Raw genomic sequence first — 20071 nt, 5'->3', positions numbered from 1 at the left:
GGATAACGGACCGGCCGTTCTCTGCTACTTTTGTGTTCACAAAGAATGTTCAAGGAGGTAATTCGTGCTTATCTGTGTGCTGATTTCCACCAAGCATCAGCTCTCTAAGACAGGGAGATAAGTCACTACTGATTCCTATCATGACATGTAGGATTTAGAATTTTCATTTATTTTACAGAAAAAAAGAGGTCATTACAATAGAATTCTTCTGTTTATTTCACAATTCCCATTACAAACCCATCGTACCCCTTCGAGCCGACTGTTTGAACGACTGTTGAATCGATCCTGTCTTCTTGAGACAACATTTCGGCAAATGACCTGACACCCTGAACGCTTTCATCATCACTGTTTTCGTCAATCACCCTTCCTCCACGAACCACATTATCCGTAATGACGACCGCCCCAGGCTGGGCCAGTTGAATTGCCCACTTTAAATAATTGGCATTGTTTTGTTTGTCGGCGTCTATGAATATGAAATCAAATGTACCTTTGAGAGACGGCAGGGTATCAAGTGCCGCACCCACTCTGATTTCCACCTTTTTTTCCACCCCTGCATTGCGAATGTTTCGTGCGGCAACCTTTGCATGTGTTTCACTGTACTCAAGGGTGACCAGACGTCCATCTTCCGGCAGGGCCCTGGCAAGCCAAATCGTACTGTACCCACCAAGGGTCCCTATTTCCAGAATGCTCTTTGCTCCTTTAAGCTGGGCGAGTAAGGAAAGGAACTTCCCCTGATTCGGAGATACATCGATCGCAGGAAGTCCTGCTTCGCTATTTTCTTTCAGGACAGACTCCATAATGGAATCCGTTTTATGTAGTTTACTAGCATAATATTGATCGACTTGTGCCCAAGTATTGGTTGACAAGATCCTCTTCACTCCTTATGGAAAATACTCTCGTTATCATAGCATATTTTTCCATTATTGGATATTTAAAATGTTCAAAAAATACTAAAATTCACTGGCAGCTAAGTTTAATAATTGAAACAAACAGAAAAGGGAATAGTAAGAAAAAGTGTCTTGGAGGGTTCTTTCTTGGAAACAAATGAACAGGGTTTGACTATTTTTGCACTGGGTGGACTGAACGAAATCGGAAAAAACATGTATGTCATTAAATATGGTGATGATATCGTCATCATTGACTGCGGGGGGAAATTCCCCGATGAAAGTCTCTTAGGAATCGATTTAATCATTCCGGATATATCCTATCTTGAGAAAAACAAAGACAAAATCCGGGGTCTCATTGTCACGCATGGGCATGAGGATCATATTGGCGGGATTCCCTATCTTCTCAAAAAAATCAGCATCCCTATTTATGCTACTCATTTTACATTGGGGTTAATCCAATTAAAGTTAGAAGAGCATAAGCTCGTCCGGGATACGAAACTTTTAACGATTGATTCTGAGAGTTCAATCAATTTGGGATCAATCGATGTATCTTTCTTCAAGGTCAGTCACAGCATACCCGATTGTCTGGGAATTGTCTTTCATACGCCAGAAGGGAAGGTCGTGCATACGGGAGACTTTAAATTTGATCTAACTCCTGTCAATCACCAATATGCAGATATTCATAAGATGGCACGGATTGGTGATGAAGGTGTCCTGGTACTGCTTTCTGAAAGCACGAATGCAGAGCGGAGCGGGTTTACGCCTTCTGAACACATGGTAGGTAACCATATGGATGAAGCATTCTTTAAAGCGCGTGGAAAGATCTTTGTTTCCACTTTTGCTTCCAATGTGAATCGTGTACAGCAAGTGGTTGACTCTTCCGTCAAGACGAATCGGAAGCTGGCGTTATTGGGTCGCAGCATGATCAATGTAATATCTGTCGCAATGGATCGGGGGTATTTGACGGTCCCTGAGGGCATGCTGATTGATGCAGGTGAAATCGATGCGTTACCTCCAGAGAAAGTAACCATTTTATGTACAGGGAGTCAGGGGGAAGCCATGGCTGCCCTCGGCCGATTATCGACTGGTAACTTCCGGGGAGTATCCATTTATCCAGATGATACGGTCATCCTTGCAGCTTCACCCATACCCGGTAACGAAAAAGACGTATCCCGCATCATTGATAACCTCTTTCAACTGGGTGCCCACGTCATTTATGGGAGTGGAAGTTCTACAGGAATGCATGTTTCCGGTCATGGGTATCAGGAAGACTTAAAACTCATGCTGACACTGATGAAACCAACTTACTTTATCCCGATACACGGGGAATATCGAATGCTTCACCATCACCGTTTACTTGCCGAATCGGTGGGTGTGGAGAATGGCAATTCATTTATCATCAAAAACGGGGAAGCCGTTGATATTAAGAATTCCATCGCTCGTCAAACCCGATCTCATCCAGCCGGTGATACTTATGTGGACGGTTTGAGTGTTGGAGATATTGGCTCAATTGTCCTGCGGGATCGCAAACAGCTTTCAGAGGATGGAATGCTGATTATCGTCGTAACCCTCAATAAATCTGATCATACCATTATTTCCGGTCCAGATACGATTTCAAGAGGATTTGTATTTGTTCGTGATTCAGAAGAACTCCTTAAAGATATTAACCTTTTAGTAAAAAAAGTAGTAGGTGAATTGACTGAAGCGAATATCCGGGATTGGAAAGAAATGAAACAAGCAATCAAAAAAGACGTTGGTCAATTTTTATTCAAGCAGTTAAGAAGAAAGCCTGTTCTTTTGCCGATTATTATTGAGATTTAGTTATTTTATAATAATTAAAGCACCCGGCTCATGACGGGTGCTTCTCAAAAAATTATTTTTCTACTTTATTTCCCTCATATATCTTCACATCTAACGGAGCCGCTAAATACTCAGGTGCTCTTCCAACGAATGAGGTGAAATGTTCGCTCGAATTATGACTCTCGACAGCAGACGGATCTTTCCATACCTCTACCATTGTATAAACACTTTCTCTTTCCGTATCCTTCATTAAATCATAAGAAATGTTGCCTTCCTCTGCCCTGGATGAAGCGACCAGTGGGCGGATCTCTTCTAAAAATGCCTGTTCTTTCATTGGGTTGATCTGAAATTCTGCATGTATAATAATCATGTCTTTTCTCCTCGTTAATTTATTTCCATTCCGCAATGGATTCGATTGGTAATCTGACTGATTTGTATCCCGCATCGGCAGCTTTCCCGATTGAAATCAACATGACCGGATAATAACGTTCTTTGTCCATACCATATGCTTCGGCAATTTGATCTTTTTCATATCCACCTATCGGATTGGTATCATATCCGTGGGCACGTGCAGCAAGCATCAATTGCATGGATACTAATCCTGCATCGATAAGATTCATTTCCCTGAACTGATCTCGAGGCATCGTTTCAAGTAAACCTTTAATTGCCGGAAGCTGTCTGTCTCTTACTTCTGCAGGCATTAGTCCTTCTTCGACAGCTTTGTTGTAAATTTCATCCGCATAGTCAAGGCTGTTCATATCAACGAATACAGCGATGACTGCAGAAGATGTTTTCACCTGGGTTTGATTGAATTTGGCAAGTGGTGCAAGCGTTTCTTTGCCTTCTGTGCTGTCGATTACAACAAAACGCCAGGGCTGCAGGTTAACAGAAGACGGTGCAAGTGTTGCCTCCGTAAGAATTTCTGTCATTTCTTCTTTGCTGATTTTCACGGAAGGGTCATAGTTTCGGATGGAACGACGACCTGTGATAATTTCATTGAAATCATTGATTTTTGTTGTATTCATGATGCATTCTCCTTCATGTGTTTTTATTTAGTATTCGATGTCTTGGACATTATCCTGAATTCGATTCAGCATTCCCGATAAAATCGAACGTTCTTCTTCAGTGAATGTCTTGAAGACTTTAGAGATGAAAACCTCTTTCTCTTCCCTGTAAGCCTCAATCTTCATTCTTCCTTCTTCTGTCAGTCGAACATAGGTAAAACGGTTGTCCGCAGGATTCTTACGACGGGAAACCATTCCTTTTCCTTCAAGCTGTTTCAGGTGCCTGGTCACGGCGGCACTGTCAATATTCACTTCACGCTGAAGTGCGGTCTGACTGATTTCTTCCACTTCAAACAGTTTGTGTAATAGGTCCAGGCGAGATTGACTGATACCTGTACAGCGCTCAAATTTCGGACTCATTTGCTTATATATATCATTGAGTTGAACAATGATCTTCTCTTCTTCACGGCACGAGTTGGACAAAGCATCCTCCTCCTTTTAAATAATTGACAGGTCAATTGTTGACCCGTCAATTAATATAATATATTTAATTCTAATAGTCAATCATTTTGATTCCGAAATAAAAAGCCGGCTAAAAGGATTTCGCCTTAGCCAGCTTAATTCGTTCCTGTAGTGATTTCCTTATGTGCTAGTGCCAATTCCTTCAACTTTCTAATGATTTCTCCTTCAAAATCCCCTTTAAGAGGGATTTGGTCATCGGTAAATCTCGATAGTTCCTCATGGTACCCTATCATGACAGCATGTCTTGCTTTTTGGAACATACTGATGTCATTGGCATCATTACCAAATGCAATAAAGTCTTCTTCCCCCACTCCAAATCGCGAAAGTGCGCTCCATTTATGAATGTTGGAAGGGCTGATATCCACTACATTTTCATTCGTATGTATGTTTACGACAATATCCAATTCTTTCAATTCATCAATTAATTCCTGAAAATCAGTTGAAGTTAACAATAATATCTTCACTATTGAATTCAGTGAAGCGACTGGATGCATCTGGCCAAGATTGTCAGGATCAAGGAAATCAAGGATTGGGTGGTCGGCTGGACCTGTATATGCGTAATCCCACTCGCTATCGATCAAATAGGTTGCCTCATATTGATCCACGAGGTCATAAATCCTCTTAAGGTCTTTTTCATGAAAAGAAGTTGCATGAATCACTTTTCCTTTATGATAAAGAAGAGAGCCGTTCCCACCAATTTAAGGGAAGGAATGCAATCGTGCATCCAGTACAGGGAGCATATCCCGAATCGGTCTGGCAGATGCAAATAATACTTCGTGGCCATTCGATTTCAGCTCCAGTAAACATTGGACAATTCTTGTTGAAATCGGCTTCCCTTTAAAGCAAATCGTTCCATCTAAATCAAATACAAATTTCAAATATGAACACCCTCTCAAAAATATGTATGATTTCACGAGCAAAGGTACATACGAGTATCCTATTAACACAAAAAAAAAGACTTACGCCTTTGGTAAGTCCAGTGCCTGATACGCAGCCTGAAATTTCCCGCCATCCGCCACTTCAGAATGGTACAGGGCTTTGAGGGCAAATGTTCTCTCTAAATTCATTTCTTCCATCAATACTTTCAATCTTCCTTGTAATTCTTTATTATCCCTGACTAACAATTTCATTTGTGATTTCATATATCTCATACGGCTGTTATTCCCCTTTTCCAGAAGTTCATTCCATCAAGTATATCACTGATGTCCATAGTACTAAAGGGATTTCTGTTTGAACACCAAATTGAACCTTCATATTCTTACCGATTCCCTGATTCCAGAAACAGCCCAGTCACAATGACCCCTACCCCATTCAATGCAAAGAAAGCACCATAAATCATCATGAGCAATCCTGTTCCAAATCCATATGGATCGAATGGACTTACCGATAAACCGGTCAAGAAAAAAACCACAGGTGTGAGCAATATACAGATGATTCCTGACCAAATTCTCTTCTTTTTATTTTTACCTGAAATCTTTATGACCAAAATGTTGGTCATGGCTAAGATGGTCATAATGATCACAATTAAGAGAAACAAAACACCCCAGTCAGACAACGTAATCCCCCCTCATCATTGTTAATGATATGCCAAATAAAATGAAATCCCCCAGCTTAATGCAAGAAACAGCAAACTTGCAATCAAATAAGGACTTTTATTAGAAGTACTTGCAGATTCATAGTCATACTTAAATTGGTTATTCGTAATGAACTTAGCGGCCGTTGATGCCTGGTTGATTCCAGCCCTTTTTGAAATATTGGTAAACCATCCCAGGGCAAAAAAGCAAAGACTTGAAATGAACGCCGTATCCATCAGCCTAAACCCAGTTAATGTACTGATCATCACCGTAGCGGAAGTCATCAGTGTAAAGAGAATTACGATGACCGTAAGGGATAATAATTTTGGAGGGATCCACTTCTCTAGATGTTTACTGAATTGGTCAATGAAAAATGCCACCCCGGTTCCAACGATGAGGATGATGATCGTTAACAAAAGATTATAATAGTGATACATTCAGCTACCTCCCTTCATCATCCGAAAATATCCTAACCCAAAAAAACCTTTCTGCCTGTTCTTATTTTCTAATACGAAAACACAGACAAAAAGGTTTCAAATTATTCTAAATTAACCATTTTTTGCAAGTCTATTTACTGAAGTATTTTCCTAAGTATACACCGCTTGCTGCTGCCTGTGACAGGGAATGAGTTTCTCCAGAACAATCACCAACCAGAAAAAGATTTGATATATCCGTTTCAAAGTTCTCCTCCGTCGGTAATTTAGGTTCATGAAATTTCGCATCCAACCCGTACAGAAGCGTATCAGGGTGGATCGGTTCACCAATAAGGGTTTCCAGACAACCTAAAAACTCAATAAGCGCCTTCCCATACAATTCCGGAACCTCTTCTCGCACATTTCCGCATTCTGCATTGAGGGACGGACCTATCAAATTCCCCTCCAACGATTCAGTAGGTCTATGAAGTTTAAAGTCCTTCAATCTCTGAACGACAATCCTCCCCCGACCCTGATTGATTCCACCTATGATGTCTTCTGCATTCTTCATTGCCTCATCATGGGATTGGAAATAACGCGGAACGAATAAGCTGAAGTTCAGGTTCGCACTCGGTGTATCCTCTTCACGGGCATTTTGTCCGTCCGGCATCACTAATCCATGCTGGTGCTTTCGGATAATCCTTCCTTGTGGATTCATACAATAGGTTGTGGCACTGAAAGAATCTCTTTCGATCTGCAGCTTCGTTTCAAACGTATCTTGTAGAATCGATTGAAGCTGGTCACCTTTCATTTCTACGCGAATCCCCATATCCAGGCGCGTCTTGCCCGGAAATAGTCCAAGGGATGCGGCTTGTTCCTTGAGCCATTTGCTTCCACTCATTCCTGTGCCGATCACCAATTTTTCTGAGGTGAATTGACCGCTTGTCGATTCTAAATGAAAGGCCCCGCCCCTTTTTGATATGGTCTCGACACGGGTTTCAAAACTGAAGGTTACACGGGTTTTCAGCACTTCATACATATTCTCGAAAATCTCGCTCGAAAGAAGTGTTCCTAAATGACGGACCTCCGTGGAAAGAACCTTCAATCCTGACTCAATGCCCCTACTTGAAAGCTTCTCATTTTTCGTACTATATGAGTGAATGGTATCACCGCCAAATTCGCAGAGAATATTGTCTACTTCCCTCATCAACTCAAGTGTGTTTTGCTGTCCAATTTTCCTGCCAAGTTCCCCGCCAAAATCATTTGTATAATTAAATTTGCCCTCTGATTTCCCAAGACCTGCAAACCCTATGTATTTACTGCACATACCATCACATGTACAGATTCCTCCCTCATCTAAACCGCATGTACGTTCACGCAGTTCCTTGCCAAGATCAATCATGTGGATGGAAACATGTTCATCGTGGTTCATCAAGGTATAAGCAAGAAAAATACTGCTTACTCCTGCTCCGATGATGGTGATGTCGTGGTGATTTGATTGCATCCCCTTTTCCCCTTTCTAAGTTGTGATTGCTCCCAGTTATTTCATAGCGAATAAAATCTTCATTTCTATATCAATACTATGCTACTTCCATCCTACCATATTGAAGTTATGAGGTCCGTCCCTCTACTAATCTTTCAAGCTATGATGCAGATAGGGGATGGAGGCGAGTGTCGAGATCGCGCCGGCAAGCACGATGGTGAGGTTGGTTCCCATTGCTTCTGCCAGTATCCCTGCCAGGAATGCGGCGACGGGCATGAGTACCCACGTCATGAGACGGCTAGTGGCCTGCACCCTCCCCAATAAGTGATCGGGGGCCCGCGTTTGTCGGATCGTAATGATGCAGGGACTCATCACCGAAGCACAAAATGTCCCTACTGCGTTCATGATCACGAGCCAGAAATACGATTCCATCAACCCGAAAGATAGAATCGAAAGTCCGCCAACCACAGAGGCCGTAAATAATATGCTTCTATAAGAAAACCATTTCCTAAAGAAGTTAGACGTCACCGCACCTATAATGGCACCCACTCCGCCAGCTGATAACAACCAGCCTATCATAACCGTATTCATATTCACGGAATCTTTCAAGTGAAACACTATTAATGTGAGGAACAATGTTGTTCCGAATACGGAAGATACCATGGCAAGGTTTGTGTACAAAATCGCTTTGGTCTTTAGAACGAATTCAAATCCCTCTCTGATCTCCCCCCATATGGAAGCTCTTGATGAATCTCTCCCATTCCTCTTCATCCTGAGACTCGCAATGGCAAGAAATGAGACGAGAAAGCTGACGCTGTTCACCAACAGGGCATATCCTGGATTTAAAAAAGAAATGATCAACCCACCTATACCCGGTGCTTAAAAAACGGCTAAATTAAACACCCCGGAATTCAGTGAATTCACGGCTTGAAGGTCTTCTCTTCTCACCAGACCTGGAACTGAAGCAAATTGAGAAGTATTATAGATTTGACTTAGTGATCCAATACCAAACACCACGGGATATACCATCCACATCTCCAGAGCACCCTTAATAAATAGAATCCCAATGATCCCGACAAGTATGCACCGTCCTAAATCGCATAAAAGCAGCAGACGCTTCCGGTTGAATTGATCGGACAAAACACCCGCGAAAGGCTGCAACAGAATCGGTAATCTTTCAAGTGCCGCTACAATCCCCATGCTCACAGGTGAACCCGTTATAGATAAAACCATAAGTGGAATGGCAATTAAATAGATCTGATCTCCGAAAAATGAAATCAGATTTCCACCCATAAACCTGAAAACAGGATAATTATTCTTTAAAGGCGGGAAATCTGCCAATTGACTCAGCTTGACCGCACGCTCTCCCATTCTGGACACCCCTTTATTCCTCTGATAAATAGTGATTCAATTCATTCGATAAAGATTGAACAGCATTCTCTTTCAGGCGATACTTCCCATCCCGTATTTCGACGAGCCTAGCGGACCTGAGAATTTTCAAATGGTGGTGGACGGTGGATTTCCCCATGTCCAGTTCATTGGTGATTTCCTGGAGAGTCCTTTCTGAATCCTTCAAGAATTTTACCATTCGTAAGCGGGCTTCATCCCCTAGCGCCTTATGCTTCTGGACGAGAAAATAGCTTGGCATATTCTTATCTTCCGGATAGATACTTTCGTTGGCTACAGGATAATAAAACACCTTTACTCCTTCAACATCCCCTTCAACGTTCCAAGGACGGTAAATCGACTGTGGAATAAGCAGTACTGTGTGGACAGCCGGCTCGGGCAAATAGTTGATACCCCCGGTGGCCCATTCCACCAAAGCCTCAGGATTAAGCTTTTTACTCATCTCTACCTTAGACTGTCTATCCCTTGTCAATATTCCAGATAGTGTCTCTTGTTCAGGTAAAATCACTTCTTTATACCATCTCGTCATTACATTCATTAGGTGCTTCTTAAGGTTCTGGACATTTGTAGTGCAGATGAATTCAATATAGCCTGGATAATATGGGTTATCATCCGTCTGTTCCTTTAATTTGTTCCGTGATGCCACATCCCCCTTTGATGCTAGCTTTCGAAGTTGTTGATATTTTGGCCCTATGTAAGGAATGCAGTGGTATTTTACTTCTTCGTCCTCCAAATCATCCATATACGAGCTGAACTCTTGTAAAGTTCCAAATTCTCTTTGATGCAATAACAGGAGAAGGGATTTCCAGGTATTATTCTTTTCTACAAACTTCAAATCCCTGATCAGGGGTCGGGATATAGACTTTTTTAACTTGTCCCATGATGCTTTGGGTTTTTCCAACGTATCAATGAGCCTGGTGTTGGTGACGGCCGCAATCCCTAAAGCACACTCCCATAGCAGGGATGATTCGATTCTCACCTCGTATGTTTCTCTCTTTCGACTGGTCATATGAAGCACGTCCATATTCAAGCACCTCTTTTCCAAAAATTTCTTTCTATGTATATTCTATAATTACTGAATGATAAATTCAATAATTATAGAACGAAAATTATAGAAACATCTAAACAGTCATTCATAACAAAAAAAGCACATAAATCCCACTCAGGAATTCATGTGCTCCATTTATAAATATTACGATTTTACTTTATCCTTCTTGATTTGCTTACTTCTCAACTGACCACAGGCTGCGTCGATATCTGTACCCTGCTCCACACGTACACCACAGTTGATGCCATGTTCCAGTAAGGTACCATAGAATTCAACGATCGCTTCTTTCGTACTACGTTGATATTGATTGTGTTCGTCAACGGGATTGTAAGGAATCAGGTTGACGTATGAAAGGTGACGCTTATTCTTCAACAGTTTCGCCAACTGAACGGCTTCTTCCTTATGATCATTTACATCACTCAACAAGATATATTCAAACGTGATGCGTCGATTTGTTTTTTCTAAATAGTAATCAATCGCCGGCATTAACTTCTCAAGCGGATACGCACGGTTGATCTTCATGATCCTTGTACGCAATTCGTTGTTTGGTGCGTGAAGAGATACGGCCAGGTTGATTTGAATATTCTCATCGGCAAATTTGTAAATCTTATCAGCCAGCCCGCTTGTGGAAACGGTAATATGGCGCGCTCCGATGGAAAGGCCCTTCTGATCATTCACGACACGGAAGAAGTCCATCATATTATCGTAGTTATCGAACGGTTCACCAATCCCCATCACGACGATGTGACTGACACGTTCCCCGTTCCCCGCTTCATCGAGATGATGTTGAACATTCATAATCTGTTCGACAATCTCGCCGCTTGATAAATCACGGTTCTTCTTCAAGAGTCCACTTGCACAGAATGTACAACCGATGTTACAGCCTACCTGTGTCGTGACACACACACTCAGGCCATAGTTGAAACGCATCAGAACCGTCTCGATCAGATTCCCATCATCAAGTTTGAACAAGAATTTGATTGTACCGTCCTTCGATTCCTGTTTAACCTCCTGTGTGAGCGTATGAAGATAGAAGTGATCGTCCAGTAGCTGTACACAGTCAGCGTTCAAATTCTTCATATCCGCAAAGTTTGTCACTCTCTTTTTATATAACCAATCCCACACTTGAGCCGCACGGAATTTCTTTTGTCCGTTTTCAATAAGCCAGGTTGTCAGTTGATCTAATGTTAATCCATATATGGATTTCTTTTCCATTTAAAACCCTCATTTCGAAACTCTACAATTTTCTACTTATCTATACTACTTAAAGTATGGGAATGTTTCAAGGGATTTATAAGTGTTGAGAAGAATTGGAATTCCGTAATATAGTATAAAGGTAAAAAAATACGCCGGGGACTTTGCCCGGCGTATGCTGTCTCAATGATTGATCCTTTGGATGAAATCATCCAATTTCTCTTTATCTTTCAGCTTTTCATTACATTCATCACTGTCCTGACAAATATAATTTCCCTTCTTTACAAAGGTTCCATGAGCAGACGTTTTGGATTCCGAAAGGTAAAACCCTATGCTTCCAAACGTGTTGCATATCGTACAAAGCCCTTTCTTACTACTGTTTTTAAACGTCCCTTTGAAGCCTCTTAACTTCCCGTCAGATTCTGCAACAATATATTTCCGTTCCTGACCATAATCATTCCAGCCTAGATAGGAAATATCTGTTAACTCTATTTCATCCAATGCAGGTGTTTTTAACTTTTTTACCTTAGGGAATAATTTTTTCACTGCAGAATCACTTAATGCAGGAAATGGGATCACGAATGACTTTAGTCCAATCAAAAAGTCCTCTGCTTGCTCTGTATCCCGGATAGTAATAATCGATTGGAGTTCCTTTTGCTGCAGTGGGGATAGATTTTCAAATAAATTCATCACCTTATCGTGCACGAGTCCCCTCAAAGCTTGGAGAACACCAAGATCATTTACCGTTGAATACCCGTTAATCAGCGCCTGTGTTTGATACTTGATGAAATTGTATTGATCATTTCGAATAAATGGATCCATCGTTATCGCTCCTAAATCTAAAACATTTTGCACTCTTTTCAGCCATGCAGATACGCATGTGCTCTCTCATATACTATATACCCTTTTATGCTTTCCTCATATGGAGAGTTTCATTTAGAATCAATATATACACTGAAAAAAGCACTGATACAACTCAGTGCTTTTTGTAAACGATTTTCTTGATCGTTTCACTTGAAAGGTGATATTCACCGGCTAATTCATGAATCGACTTTCCATTTGAGAAAGCCGCTTTGATTTCATCATTTCGTTCATCAATGATCCTTCTGCTTCCGGAACGGCTCCCCCACTTTCGGTATTCCGCTTTCGGTTTTGGTATATAGAGGGTTTCCCCCTGTACATACTTTTGGATCTCTTTCACTAATGATTGAGGTAACACGCTTTCCGCTTTTACATATTTCATTTCAGTCAGCTCCTTATCTTCTATCTGAATTCAGTCAATAAGGTGCAAAGCCGACTTACTAGAAATGAACTTTCAGGGCGATCAAATTAGATACCATCCCATGCAAAGTGTCGCCTTTCTAATAATAGGCTTTGCATGAGACGCTTGGGACTCTGGCAAGATCGATTTCATTACCATGTCACCACCTCCTTCAACTATTTTCTTCTATTATAAAATAAATCCCCTTTATATTCATAAGTTTTATTCTTATATAAACGAATCAACACCATAAATATGGTATAATCTTCTAAATATTATTAAGGAGATGTTCCCATGTTTTCATTTACAGTAGATAAAGAGATTTCAATCGAGCTATTTCAACAACACCATAAGGAGGAATTATACGAGCTGATTGATTCGAACCGGGATCATCTTCGTCAGTGGCTTCTGTGGGTAGATAAACGCCGATCACCAGAGGATTTAGAGCCGGTCATCCCTATCTGGATCCGGAATTACGCTGATAACAACGGATTCGATGCTGGGATACGTTATCATGGGAGATTAGTCGGTATGATCGGGTTGCATTATATCGATTGGAAAACCCGAAGTACGAGCATTGGATATCTCCTTACTGAAGAAGCACAAGGAAATGGAATCATCACACGTGCCGTTTCTTCCCTTATAAAATACTTATTTAACGAAATGGATCTTAACAGGGTGGAAATCCAATGTGCCGTCAACAATGAGAAAAGCATAGGGATTCCCATACGTTTAGGATTTACAAAAGAAGGTATCACACGGGATGGACAGTGGTTATATAATCATTATGAAGACCTTGTGACCTACAGTATGTTGAAAAAAGATTGGCCGGTTACATGAAATGAACGGAATAAAACAACCAGTTATTTTGAAGAAAACTGGTTGTTTTATGTTCAGTCCGCTTTAATCACTTTATATACCTCATTACCTCTTATCCGCTCCTATTAATGGTTTTTTAAATCAGCCCATTTAACAGATGCATCCTCACAGTGAAGCAACCCATTCAAAATCGGTTTAATCTCATGTCTCAAACCATGTACCTTCCAAGGCACTTACGTAACGCTGGGCTGACTCCTGCACTCTTTCATGCGCATTTTCCTTAACAATCCGGTGGAAGGCATTATACAAACGGGCAAACTTCATTTCATTCACTTTTGAAGCGATCTCTTTTACTTTTGCAGCCGGAAGGGGAATAAGGTTTGGGTAACTGTACATAAAGCTGACCCACTCCCGGTCTGCCACTACCTGGATAATGTCCCCTGTAAGAAGAATGCCTTTACCATTGAAACCTGATTCCCACTCCAGGACGGCACCCCCTTTGAAGTGCCCACCAAGTCGATGGATGGTAAGCCCGCTATGTAAATGAATTGATTCACCTGACCAATAAACGATGTGATCACTTTTCCTCATCACCCATTTCCGGTCATCCTCGTGAATATAGATGGGCACGCCGAAAACTTCCGCCCATTCTACTTGAGTAGAATAATAATGGGGATGGGATAATGCGATGGCGTCCAATCCTCCCAATCTATTGATCTCACTTATTGTTTCTTCATCAAGATATGAAATGCAGTCCCATAGTAGGTTGAATCCTTCGTGTTGAACGAGATAAGCGGTCTGTCCGATCGCGAAATCCGGGGAAGTTTTCACACTGTATAGACCAGTTTCTTCCAGAATGATCTTATTCCTGAAAGATTCAGCCCTCATGTTTTCCAATGTGGTCCAGGATTGACCGGTGGTGCTGACATATTGCCTCTCTTCCTCACAAATCATACAATGCTCTGGGATTTCTGACGTTTTTTCATACTGAACTCCACATGTTTCACAAATGTACCGAAGCAAAAGAAAACCTCCTTTTAGAAAAATTGGAAATTATTACATTATCATTCTATAGACCGGGCCATGCATTGGCAAGTGGATTCCATCATGCCATTCTAGCTTCAGGATACTTTCCCATACACGCATGTATCGGTTAATCGTTCTCCATCGACTGACAGGTCTTCATTTCGAAGGATCCCCTCCAATTCATAGCCGAGTCTTTCAGGAATCGCCCTGCTTTTGTCATTCGTCGATTCACATCTTATCTCGACTCTTTTTCCATTCAATCCATTCAGAGCGAATTCGGTTAATTTCCCGACCGCTTCGACCATATATCCATTTCCACTCATTCGGGTGTCAATCCAATACCCGATTTCGAATTTCGGAACACTCCAATCGATATTGTGAAAACCTGTTGAACCGACGAATTCATTGGTATCTTTCAAAAAGATCAAATACCTTAGGCTTTCCCTGGTAATGAACTTGGCGTACGCTTCACGGGTGTTCGTCTCCGTTTCTTCAACAGAGGGGTTACTTCTGGCGAAACCCAGCCACGGCTGTAACTCAGATAAGGAAGCCTTGATCGCTGCATTGACTGCATGACCGTCACCCGGCTGAGGCATCCTTAGTTCCAGCCTTTCTGTTTCGATCACTGCAGGGACATCAATTAATACGGTATTCATTTCAAACCACTCCTTTGAATAATATAAAAAACCCTCCTCCTAAAAGAACTGAATCTTAAGGACGAGAGTCACCACCTCAGTTATCTGCATTGTACGATTCCAATCTTAACGAATTTTCAGTAATGGGATTTCTGAATATAGCAGATTTATGCAATCCCCTGATTGTTTCGTTTTAATTGGAAATATTTTAAATTATTGAAATTATAAGGGAAAATCCACTTCTTTGTCAATATACCTGGTATACTATTATTCTCCTATACTAAATATGAATAATACTCTATACTAAAGGAAAAAGATTCAACTGGAGGATGAATATGACTCACCATACAATCACCACTTCCATAGGGGATCAATTGATTGAAAGAAAATGGGAAATCGCTAACTCGATTTTCTCTGAACTTGCAACATCGTACCCCGACCTATATGTCGAAGAAAGAAGAAATGACAGTCTGCCATATTTTGTTCAACTGATTGAACTCATTGGCAATGGATTACTGAAAGGAAAAAGCTTTGAGACTCATTCAAGGGATTGGGGAAAAGAGGTTGGAAGACTTGCTTGCGGTCAAGGAATCCCTCTCAATATGTCAATAAGTAAAGTTTCTCTGTATAAAAAAGTGGTATTAGAAGATGTAGTCCTTCATCATGATGACACTCTGACGAAAGAAATCCTTTTGCAGATTACACACGATATCGACGAATCCTTCACCACCATGATTTCCGCTTTTTGTGAAGCGTATAGTGAATATGCAGATGAGCAGTTGAAGATCTCGGAAGAAAAATATCTGTCCTTATCTACACCGGTCGTCCCCATATTCTCGGACCTGGCTGTACTGCCTTTAATAGGTCAAGTCGATGAAGTTCGTGGAGAAATGATGGCAGAGCATGTACTGCTCGAGTGCAAAAAGCTTTCCATACAACAATTGATCATTGACCTTTCCGGTGTGTATGAAGTGAATCCATTATTTCAACAAGGGGTCATGAAACTGATTGACAGCCTTAAATTACTTGGAATTGAACCGATTTTATCAGGAATGCGCCCCGAGATGAGTATCGAATTCGTTCAAATGGGAATTAATATTTCAACAATAAAAGTCTATCAAACACTTAATAAAGCAGTAGAAGCACATTAATGGCTTCTATAAACATGAAAAAGGACATCATAAGCTGAAGTCCTTTTTTTGTATGTATATGAGATTCCTAACATAAATTTAGATTAGGCGCTCAGGCTGTTTTCCTTGATATCATAATAAGAAATGATGGTCTTCGTTCTTCATTTTTCAAACTCGGCATTAGATCAATCCCTTCCTTAGTCGGCAGGGGCTCCACCATTTTTTCCAACATGAAACCATGACCAGTAAGCCCATTAACCAAGGTAGGTATTGTCCTGTGATACTTAATCACTCCGTCTACATACCAATGCTGTTCCCGTTTCCCTTCTTCCCGGTAATGATCAAGTGCCCAGTGCAGCCGCTCCCCATCTGCATTTTCCCACCAATTTTTCATGTCCTTCCGTGCGGTTACGACTGGGTGCTCAGTTGAGTAGATCAACAATCCCCCCGGCTTTAAAATGGAATGGAGCTTACGGATCAAAGATTCATAGTCTTCGATATAATGGATCGCCAATGAACTTACAATCAAGTCAAAAGGTTCTGATTGAAAGGATAGGTCTTCAATCGGACTGCAGACGTATGTAATATTTTCGTCTTTATTTTCTAATAAAGCCCTGGAAATCATCTTTTCAGAAATATCCACCCCTACGACAGCTGATGCACCCATTTCAATACAATATTTCGACAACCCGCCGGTTCCGCATCCAAGATCCATTACCCGTTTTCCCTTGAGATCTGGTAGCGCCTCTTTCATTGCAGGCTGTTCAAGGAAATCATTATAGGTCAGTTTCGAATCGCGCAAATTCATATATCCTTCAAAAAATGTAGGATTGTCATAAATATTTTGCTTCATGGTTCCCCTTCTTTCTCTTATTGTTCATCGGCTTTCAAATAGATCGACCAGGCTCAAAAACCCGTTTCATCAGATTCCTATCAAAAAAATGGGCGGGCTTAGTACCCAGTACTTCCATTTTGCCACTCTGAATTTTCAGACCGGTCTCTTCACTCAGGGCTATGATAGGCTTACGGTATGCCTGAATAAATTGATGTATCAACGGTTCATTTTCTTCCTCGTAATGACACCATATCGAAAAGTCATTTAGAAAAGACAATCCATCTCTCGTCTTGAGCTGGACATCATTATCATCCATATGGATGCACGTGGCTATATTACTGCCCATGACAATCGCACCGGCACTGCCGCCGTAAATCATGCCGCCTTCTTCTTTGAAAGCGGACAAGTGAATGTGGAAATCTGATTGAAGAATGTTATGCATTAAACTGAACGTGTTCCCACCCCCTATATACACAGCAGAGTATCTCTTAAGGTCATCCAGGGTCTTACCGCCAAGATCCACCCACATCGTAATGTCTTGAACCCCCCAAGGTGCAAACACACTCTTAATCCACTTATAACACGCATCATACGAAATATCATCCGGATTCATAGCCATCGGCAGATATAATAATGACTTTCCCCCGGTCAACTCACCTGCAAACTCCCTATCAATCGCCAACGTCTGATCACTATCCCCACCGCCAGAAAGATACAAAGCACCCAATATAACCACCCCTTCCTACTGGAGGGACGGACCTCCAAATTTCTCCCACCTGATTCCCCTTATTATAGCAATCATCAGGGGCCGTTCAATCATCTATCCTAAAATTGGAGGTCCGTCCCCCTTAATCCTTGAACAAGTATTCAAAAATCATCGGGACTCTTTCTCTCCATGCTATTTCGTTGTGCTCCGCACCATCAATTATTTCAAAGCGGCAGTCCTGAACTTTTTCTTTAAGTATACGATAGACATCCAGGCTTGAATCGATGTATGTCAAGTCATCAATGGTTTCTGTATTTTCTTTTGTTCCGATATCCATGTAAAAACGCTCCACCTGGGACAGATCACTTTCTTTGATCAATTCCTCGATTTCCAATTGATTGAACCAATAAGCAGATGAAATGGATGCTACTTTTCTAAAAATATGAGGATAAATGCACGCAGCATAGGTCGATATCAGTCCACCCATTGAACTTCCAGCCATGCTTGTTTCTTCCGGATTCGTCCGGTACGTACGATCGATCAGGGGCTTTAATTCATTTACGATAAATTCGATATACTCCTTGCCCTCTCCCCCTATCGATGTGCGATCTGCTGAAAACACATCAGTCATTTCCGTACTTTCCCACGGCCCATATTCGTCCAACCTCTTTAATCCAGCATTGCAGTCAATCCCTACTACAATAAGATCCATCTTTACCTTATCTAGATACTCTCCGATTCTCCATGCCATTCCATATCCAGCATCTTCATCCCGGTAAAGATTTTGCCCATCATGCATGTAAAGTACTTTGTACCTTTTCGTTTCCGTTTCATGATAATTCTCCGGTAAATAAACACGCACTGTTCTCTTACGATTTAAAGGTGTTATGTTTACTTCAAAATGTTCATACATACGTTTAACTCCTCTAATGCTTTTTATGTAAAGTGTACCATGAATAGTAGAGTATAGGCCTGTGTATTTTGGAATGGAAAAAGAGAAAGGGAATGAAGTAATCAGATGATTCATACTCTATCCATTAAAAAGGTGCATCTTCTCTAAAGAAGTGCACCCTATTAACATTCCTTATTCACTTTCACTTCGATTATATGAGCTTTCAGGGAGCGTATCCCAGAATGACGTATCCACTTCTTCAATGGAGTCATCAGCAATCGCCTTTGCCGTCGCCTCTAAACTAATGACGGCCTGCTTTATAAGATATCCATTGCTCTTCTGCCCGAGGACATAATCATCTCTATAGTGATCAGCCATACCCCTCATCTCAAAAAGGAGGGTCGCAATCCCGTATTCAGCCGCAAGTCCATTTCGGCTAATCGTTTGAGCGGAACCGCCAATGTATTTAGAGAGGGTCCCGAATCCGCGGCTTTCAACCGTGTTATATAAGACTGCACCAAGCTGCTTTGATTTTTCTACGATTTCCGGATCTACTTCTTCATTAGTCGGATATAAAATAGAACCAGAGACAAGCTCGTCTGTATCTCCGAGAGTGGTTTCTGCACCTTGATGATGAAGGTCAATCATGTAATCAGGCATATATTCTTGGAGGACGTTTTCATGAAGAGCCCTCGTTTCAGGCTGATTTCGATCGACATGATCACGATTCAAATCCTCCCCATTCGCATTGTAGCGTGTGTGAGTGCCCGCCACATAATCATCCAACGAAAAATCCACATCTCCTTCTGCCCCATCTACATTTAAGCGGGGAACAACCAGAATGTTCACGTTTTCTAACAATTCGTTCACTTCTTTTGAGTTCGATGTCAGCTGCTTGATAAACTGAAGAGCTCCTTCAGTCGTCAATGTTTCATTTCCGTGCTGCTGAGTTAAATAAAGGACTGTTGGATTATCCTCACTGTTCCCGAATTTTGCCAGGTAAAGATCTCTGCCTTTGACAGACTGACCGAAGACTTCCAGTGATAGAGCATCTGATTTCTGATCCAGATGTTGCAACATGCTCGCCATTTCTTCGTAACTATGAAGACGCTCGTTTTTAATCGTCTCGTTTCCTTTATAATCTGGACCTTCCGCAAGAACCGATACTCCCGGGGCAGTGTAGGATATTCCTGACGCTACCAATACACTTGAAAGAGCACCAATCATTAGTTTCTTCTTCATTATGTATTCCTCCTCATATATTTCGTCTCCCTCATATAATTAGAGATTAAAAGATCGAAACCCTTTTCCTTTTATTAAAATGAAACATTGGGACCGAGTTCCGGAATGGTGTATAGATAATCAGTCCTATCATTTTCAAAAAATGTTTACTTTTGTCAAACTATTTAAGCGAGACGAATGGTTCAGTATCTCT

General features: G+C 41.3%; 21 protein-coding genes, 2 pseudogenes and 1 other annotated feature (1 of these 24 running past the window's edge). Of the genes and pseudogenes, 3 read left to right on the top strand and 20 right to left on the bottom strand.

Going from position 1 to position 20071, the window contains the following annotated elements; translation table 11 throughout:
* Positions 1–151: a binding site (T-box leader), on the bottom strand (it extends 59 nt beyond the left edge of the window).
* 61 nt (positions 152–212) lie between these two features.
* Positions 213–869 carry an O-methyltransferase gene (locus tag V8G47_RS00245; protein ID WP_442970784.1) on the bottom strand — a complete coding sequence of 219 codons (657 nt, stop codon included), beginning with the start codon at positions 867–869 and terminating at the stop codon, positions 213–215.
* 165 nt (positions 870–1034) lie between these two features.
* On the opposite strand from V8G47_RS00245, the gene V8G47_RS00240 reads away from it, so the two are divergent.
* Positions 1035–2708, top strand: a complete 1674-nt coding sequence (locus tag V8G47_RS00240) for a ribonuclease J (RefSeq protein WP_336198318.1) — start codon at positions 1035–1037, stop codon at positions 2706–2708.
* A 52-nt stretch (positions 2709–2760) separates the two neighbouring features.
* On the opposite strand, the gene V8G47_RS00235 is transcribed toward V8G47_RS00240, so the two are convergent.
* The 13 genes and pseudogenes from V8G47_RS00235 to V8G47_RS00175 all read right to left on the bottom strand — a co-directional run bounded on the left by V8G47_RS00235 (position 2761) and on the right by V8G47_RS00175 (position 12575).
* Positions 2761–3057 carry a putative quinol monooxygenase gene (locus V8G47_RS00235; protein WP_336198317.1) on the bottom strand — a complete coding sequence of 99 codons (297 nt, stop codon included), beginning with the start codon at positions 3055–3057 and terminating at the stop codon, positions 2761–2763.
* A gap of 19 nt (positions 3058–3076) precedes the next feature.
* Positions 3077–3712, bottom strand: coding sequence for a nitroreductase family protein (locus tag V8G47_RS00230; protein WP_336198316.1), 636 nt, complete (start codon positions 3710–3712; stop codon positions 3077–3079).
* Positions 3713–3739: 27 nt separating this feature from the next.
* Complete coding sequence (locus V8G47_RS00225; protein WP_336198315.1) at positions 3740–4174, bottom strand: MarR family winged helix-turn-helix transcriptional regulator; 435 nt, start codon at positions 4172–4174, stop codon at positions 3740–3742.
* Positions 4175–4308: 134 nt separating this feature from the next.
* A pseudogene (locus tag V8G47_RS00220) lies at positions 4309–5091 on the bottom strand (HAD-IIB family hydrolase).
* 81 nt (positions 5092–5172) lie between these two features.
* A complete protein-coding gene (locus V8G47_RS00215) occupies positions 5173–5364 on the bottom strand; it encodes a hypothetical protein (RefSeq protein ID WP_336198314.1) in 192 nt (63 codons plus the stop codon).
* Positions 5365–5471: 107 nt separating this feature from the next.
* Positions 5472–5768 carry a hypothetical protein gene (locus V8G47_RS00210; protein WP_336198313.1) on the bottom strand — a complete coding sequence of 99 codons (297 nt, stop codon included), beginning with the start codon at positions 5766–5768 and terminating at the stop codon, positions 5472–5474.
* A 21-nt stretch (positions 5769–5789) separates the two neighbouring features.
* A complete protein-coding gene (locus tag V8G47_RS00205) occupies positions 5790–6224 on the bottom strand; it encodes a hypothetical protein (protein ID WP_336198312.1) in 435 nt (144 codons plus the stop codon).
* Positions 6225–6354: 130 nt separating this feature from the next.
* The gene (locus tag V8G47_RS00200; RefSeq protein WP_336198311.1) at positions 6355–7704 is read right to left on the bottom strand and encodes an NAD(FAD)-utilizing dehydrogenase; all 1350 of its coding nucleotides are present in this window, start codon (positions 7702–7704) and stop codon (positions 6355–6357) included.
* Between the two features lie 126 nt (positions 7705–7830).
* Positions 7831–9054 (bottom strand): annotated as a pseudogene (locus V8G47_RS00195) (MFS transporter).
* A 13-nt stretch (positions 9055–9067) separates the two neighbouring features.
* On the bottom strand, positions 9068–10114 hold the full coding sequence (locus V8G47_RS00190) for an ArsR/SmtB family transcription factor (protein WP_336198310.1): 1047 nt from the start codon (positions 10112–10114) through the stop codon (positions 9068–9070).
* 168 nt (positions 10115–10282) lie between these two features.
* A complete protein-coding gene (gene rlmN / locus V8G47_RS00185; protein ID WP_336198309.1) occupies positions 10283–11353 on the bottom strand; it encodes a 23S rRNA (adenine(2503)-C(2))-methyltransferase RlmN in 1071 nt (356 codons plus the stop codon).
* A 162-nt stretch (positions 11354–11515) separates the two neighbouring features.
* Positions 11516–12154 carry a FusB/FusC family EF-G-binding protein gene (locus V8G47_RS00180; protein WP_336198308.1) on the bottom strand — a complete coding sequence of 213 codons (639 nt, stop codon included), beginning with the start codon at positions 12152–12154 and terminating at the stop codon, positions 11516–11518.
* 154 nt (positions 12155–12308) lie between these two features.
* The gene (locus tag V8G47_RS00175) at positions 12309–12575 is read right to left on the bottom strand and encodes a CD3324 family protein (RefSeq protein WP_336198307.1); all 267 of its coding nucleotides are present in this window, start codon (positions 12573–12575) and stop codon (positions 12309–12311) included.
* 312 nt (positions 12576–12887) lie between these two features.
* On the opposite strand from V8G47_RS00175, the gene V8G47_RS00170 reads away from it, so the two are divergent.
* The gene (locus tag V8G47_RS00170) at positions 12888–13433 is read left to right on the top strand and encodes a GNAT family N-acetyltransferase (protein WP_336198306.1); all 546 of its coding nucleotides are present in this window, start codon (positions 12888–12890) and stop codon (positions 13431–13433) included.
* A gap of 180 nt (positions 13434–13613) precedes the next feature.
* Here V8G47_RS00170 and V8G47_RS00165 read toward each other — a convergent pair whose 3' ends face one another.
* The gene (locus tag V8G47_RS00165) at positions 13614–14435 is read right to left on the bottom strand and encodes a hypothetical protein (RefSeq protein ID WP_336198305.1); all 822 of its coding nucleotides are present in this window, start codon (positions 14433–14435) and stop codon (positions 13614–13616) included.
* 98 nt (positions 14436–14533) lie between these two features.
* Positions 14534–15094, bottom strand: a complete 561-nt coding sequence (locus V8G47_RS00160; RefSeq protein ID WP_336198304.1) for a GNAT family N-acetyltransferase — start codon at positions 15092–15094, stop codon at positions 14534–14536.
* Between the two features lie 314 nt (positions 15095–15408).
* On the opposite strand from V8G47_RS00160, the gene V8G47_RS00155 reads away from it, so the two are divergent.
* On the top strand, positions 15409–16224 hold the full coding sequence (locus V8G47_RS00155; protein ID WP_336198303.1) for an STAS domain-containing protein: 816 nt from the start codon (positions 15409–15411) through the stop codon (positions 16222–16224).
* A gap of 91 nt (positions 16225–16315) precedes the next feature.
* On the opposite strand, the gene V8G47_RS00150 is transcribed toward V8G47_RS00155, so the two are convergent.
* From V8G47_RS00150 to V8G47_RS00135, 4 genes are all read right to left on the bottom strand, one after another.
* Positions 16316–17056: a class I SAM-dependent methyltransferase gene (locus V8G47_RS00150; protein ID WP_336198302.1), complete on the bottom strand. Its 741-nt coding sequence runs from the start codon at positions 17054–17056 to the stop codon at positions 16316–16318.
* A 34-nt stretch (positions 17057–17090) separates the two neighbouring features.
* Positions 17091–17765, bottom strand: coding sequence for a Type 1 glutamine amidotransferase-like domain-containing protein (locus V8G47_RS00145; protein ID WP_336198301.1), 675 nt, complete (start codon positions 17763–17765; stop codon positions 17091–17093).
* A 121-nt stretch (positions 17766–17886) separates the two neighbouring features.
* Complete coding sequence (locus V8G47_RS00140) at positions 17887–18657, bottom strand: alpha/beta hydrolase (RefSeq protein ID WP_336198300.1); 771 nt, start codon at positions 18655–18657, stop codon at positions 17887–17889.
* Positions 18658–18828: 171 nt separating this feature from the next.
* Positions 18829–19878 carry a M14 family metallopeptidase gene (locus V8G47_RS00135; RefSeq protein ID WP_336198299.1) on the bottom strand — a complete coding sequence of 350 codons (1050 nt, stop codon included), beginning with the start codon at positions 19876–19878 and terminating at the stop codon, positions 18829–18831.
* Positions 19879–20071: the final 193 nt, after the last annotated feature.

Source organism: Rossellomorea sp. LJF3 (assembly GCF_037046045.1).
Lineage (GTDB): Bacteria > Bacillota > Bacilli > Bacillales > Bacillaceae_B > Rossellomorea.
The sequence above is the reverse complement of the archived record's forward strand: the minus strand, read 5'-3'. Positions and strand labels throughout refer to the sequence as shown.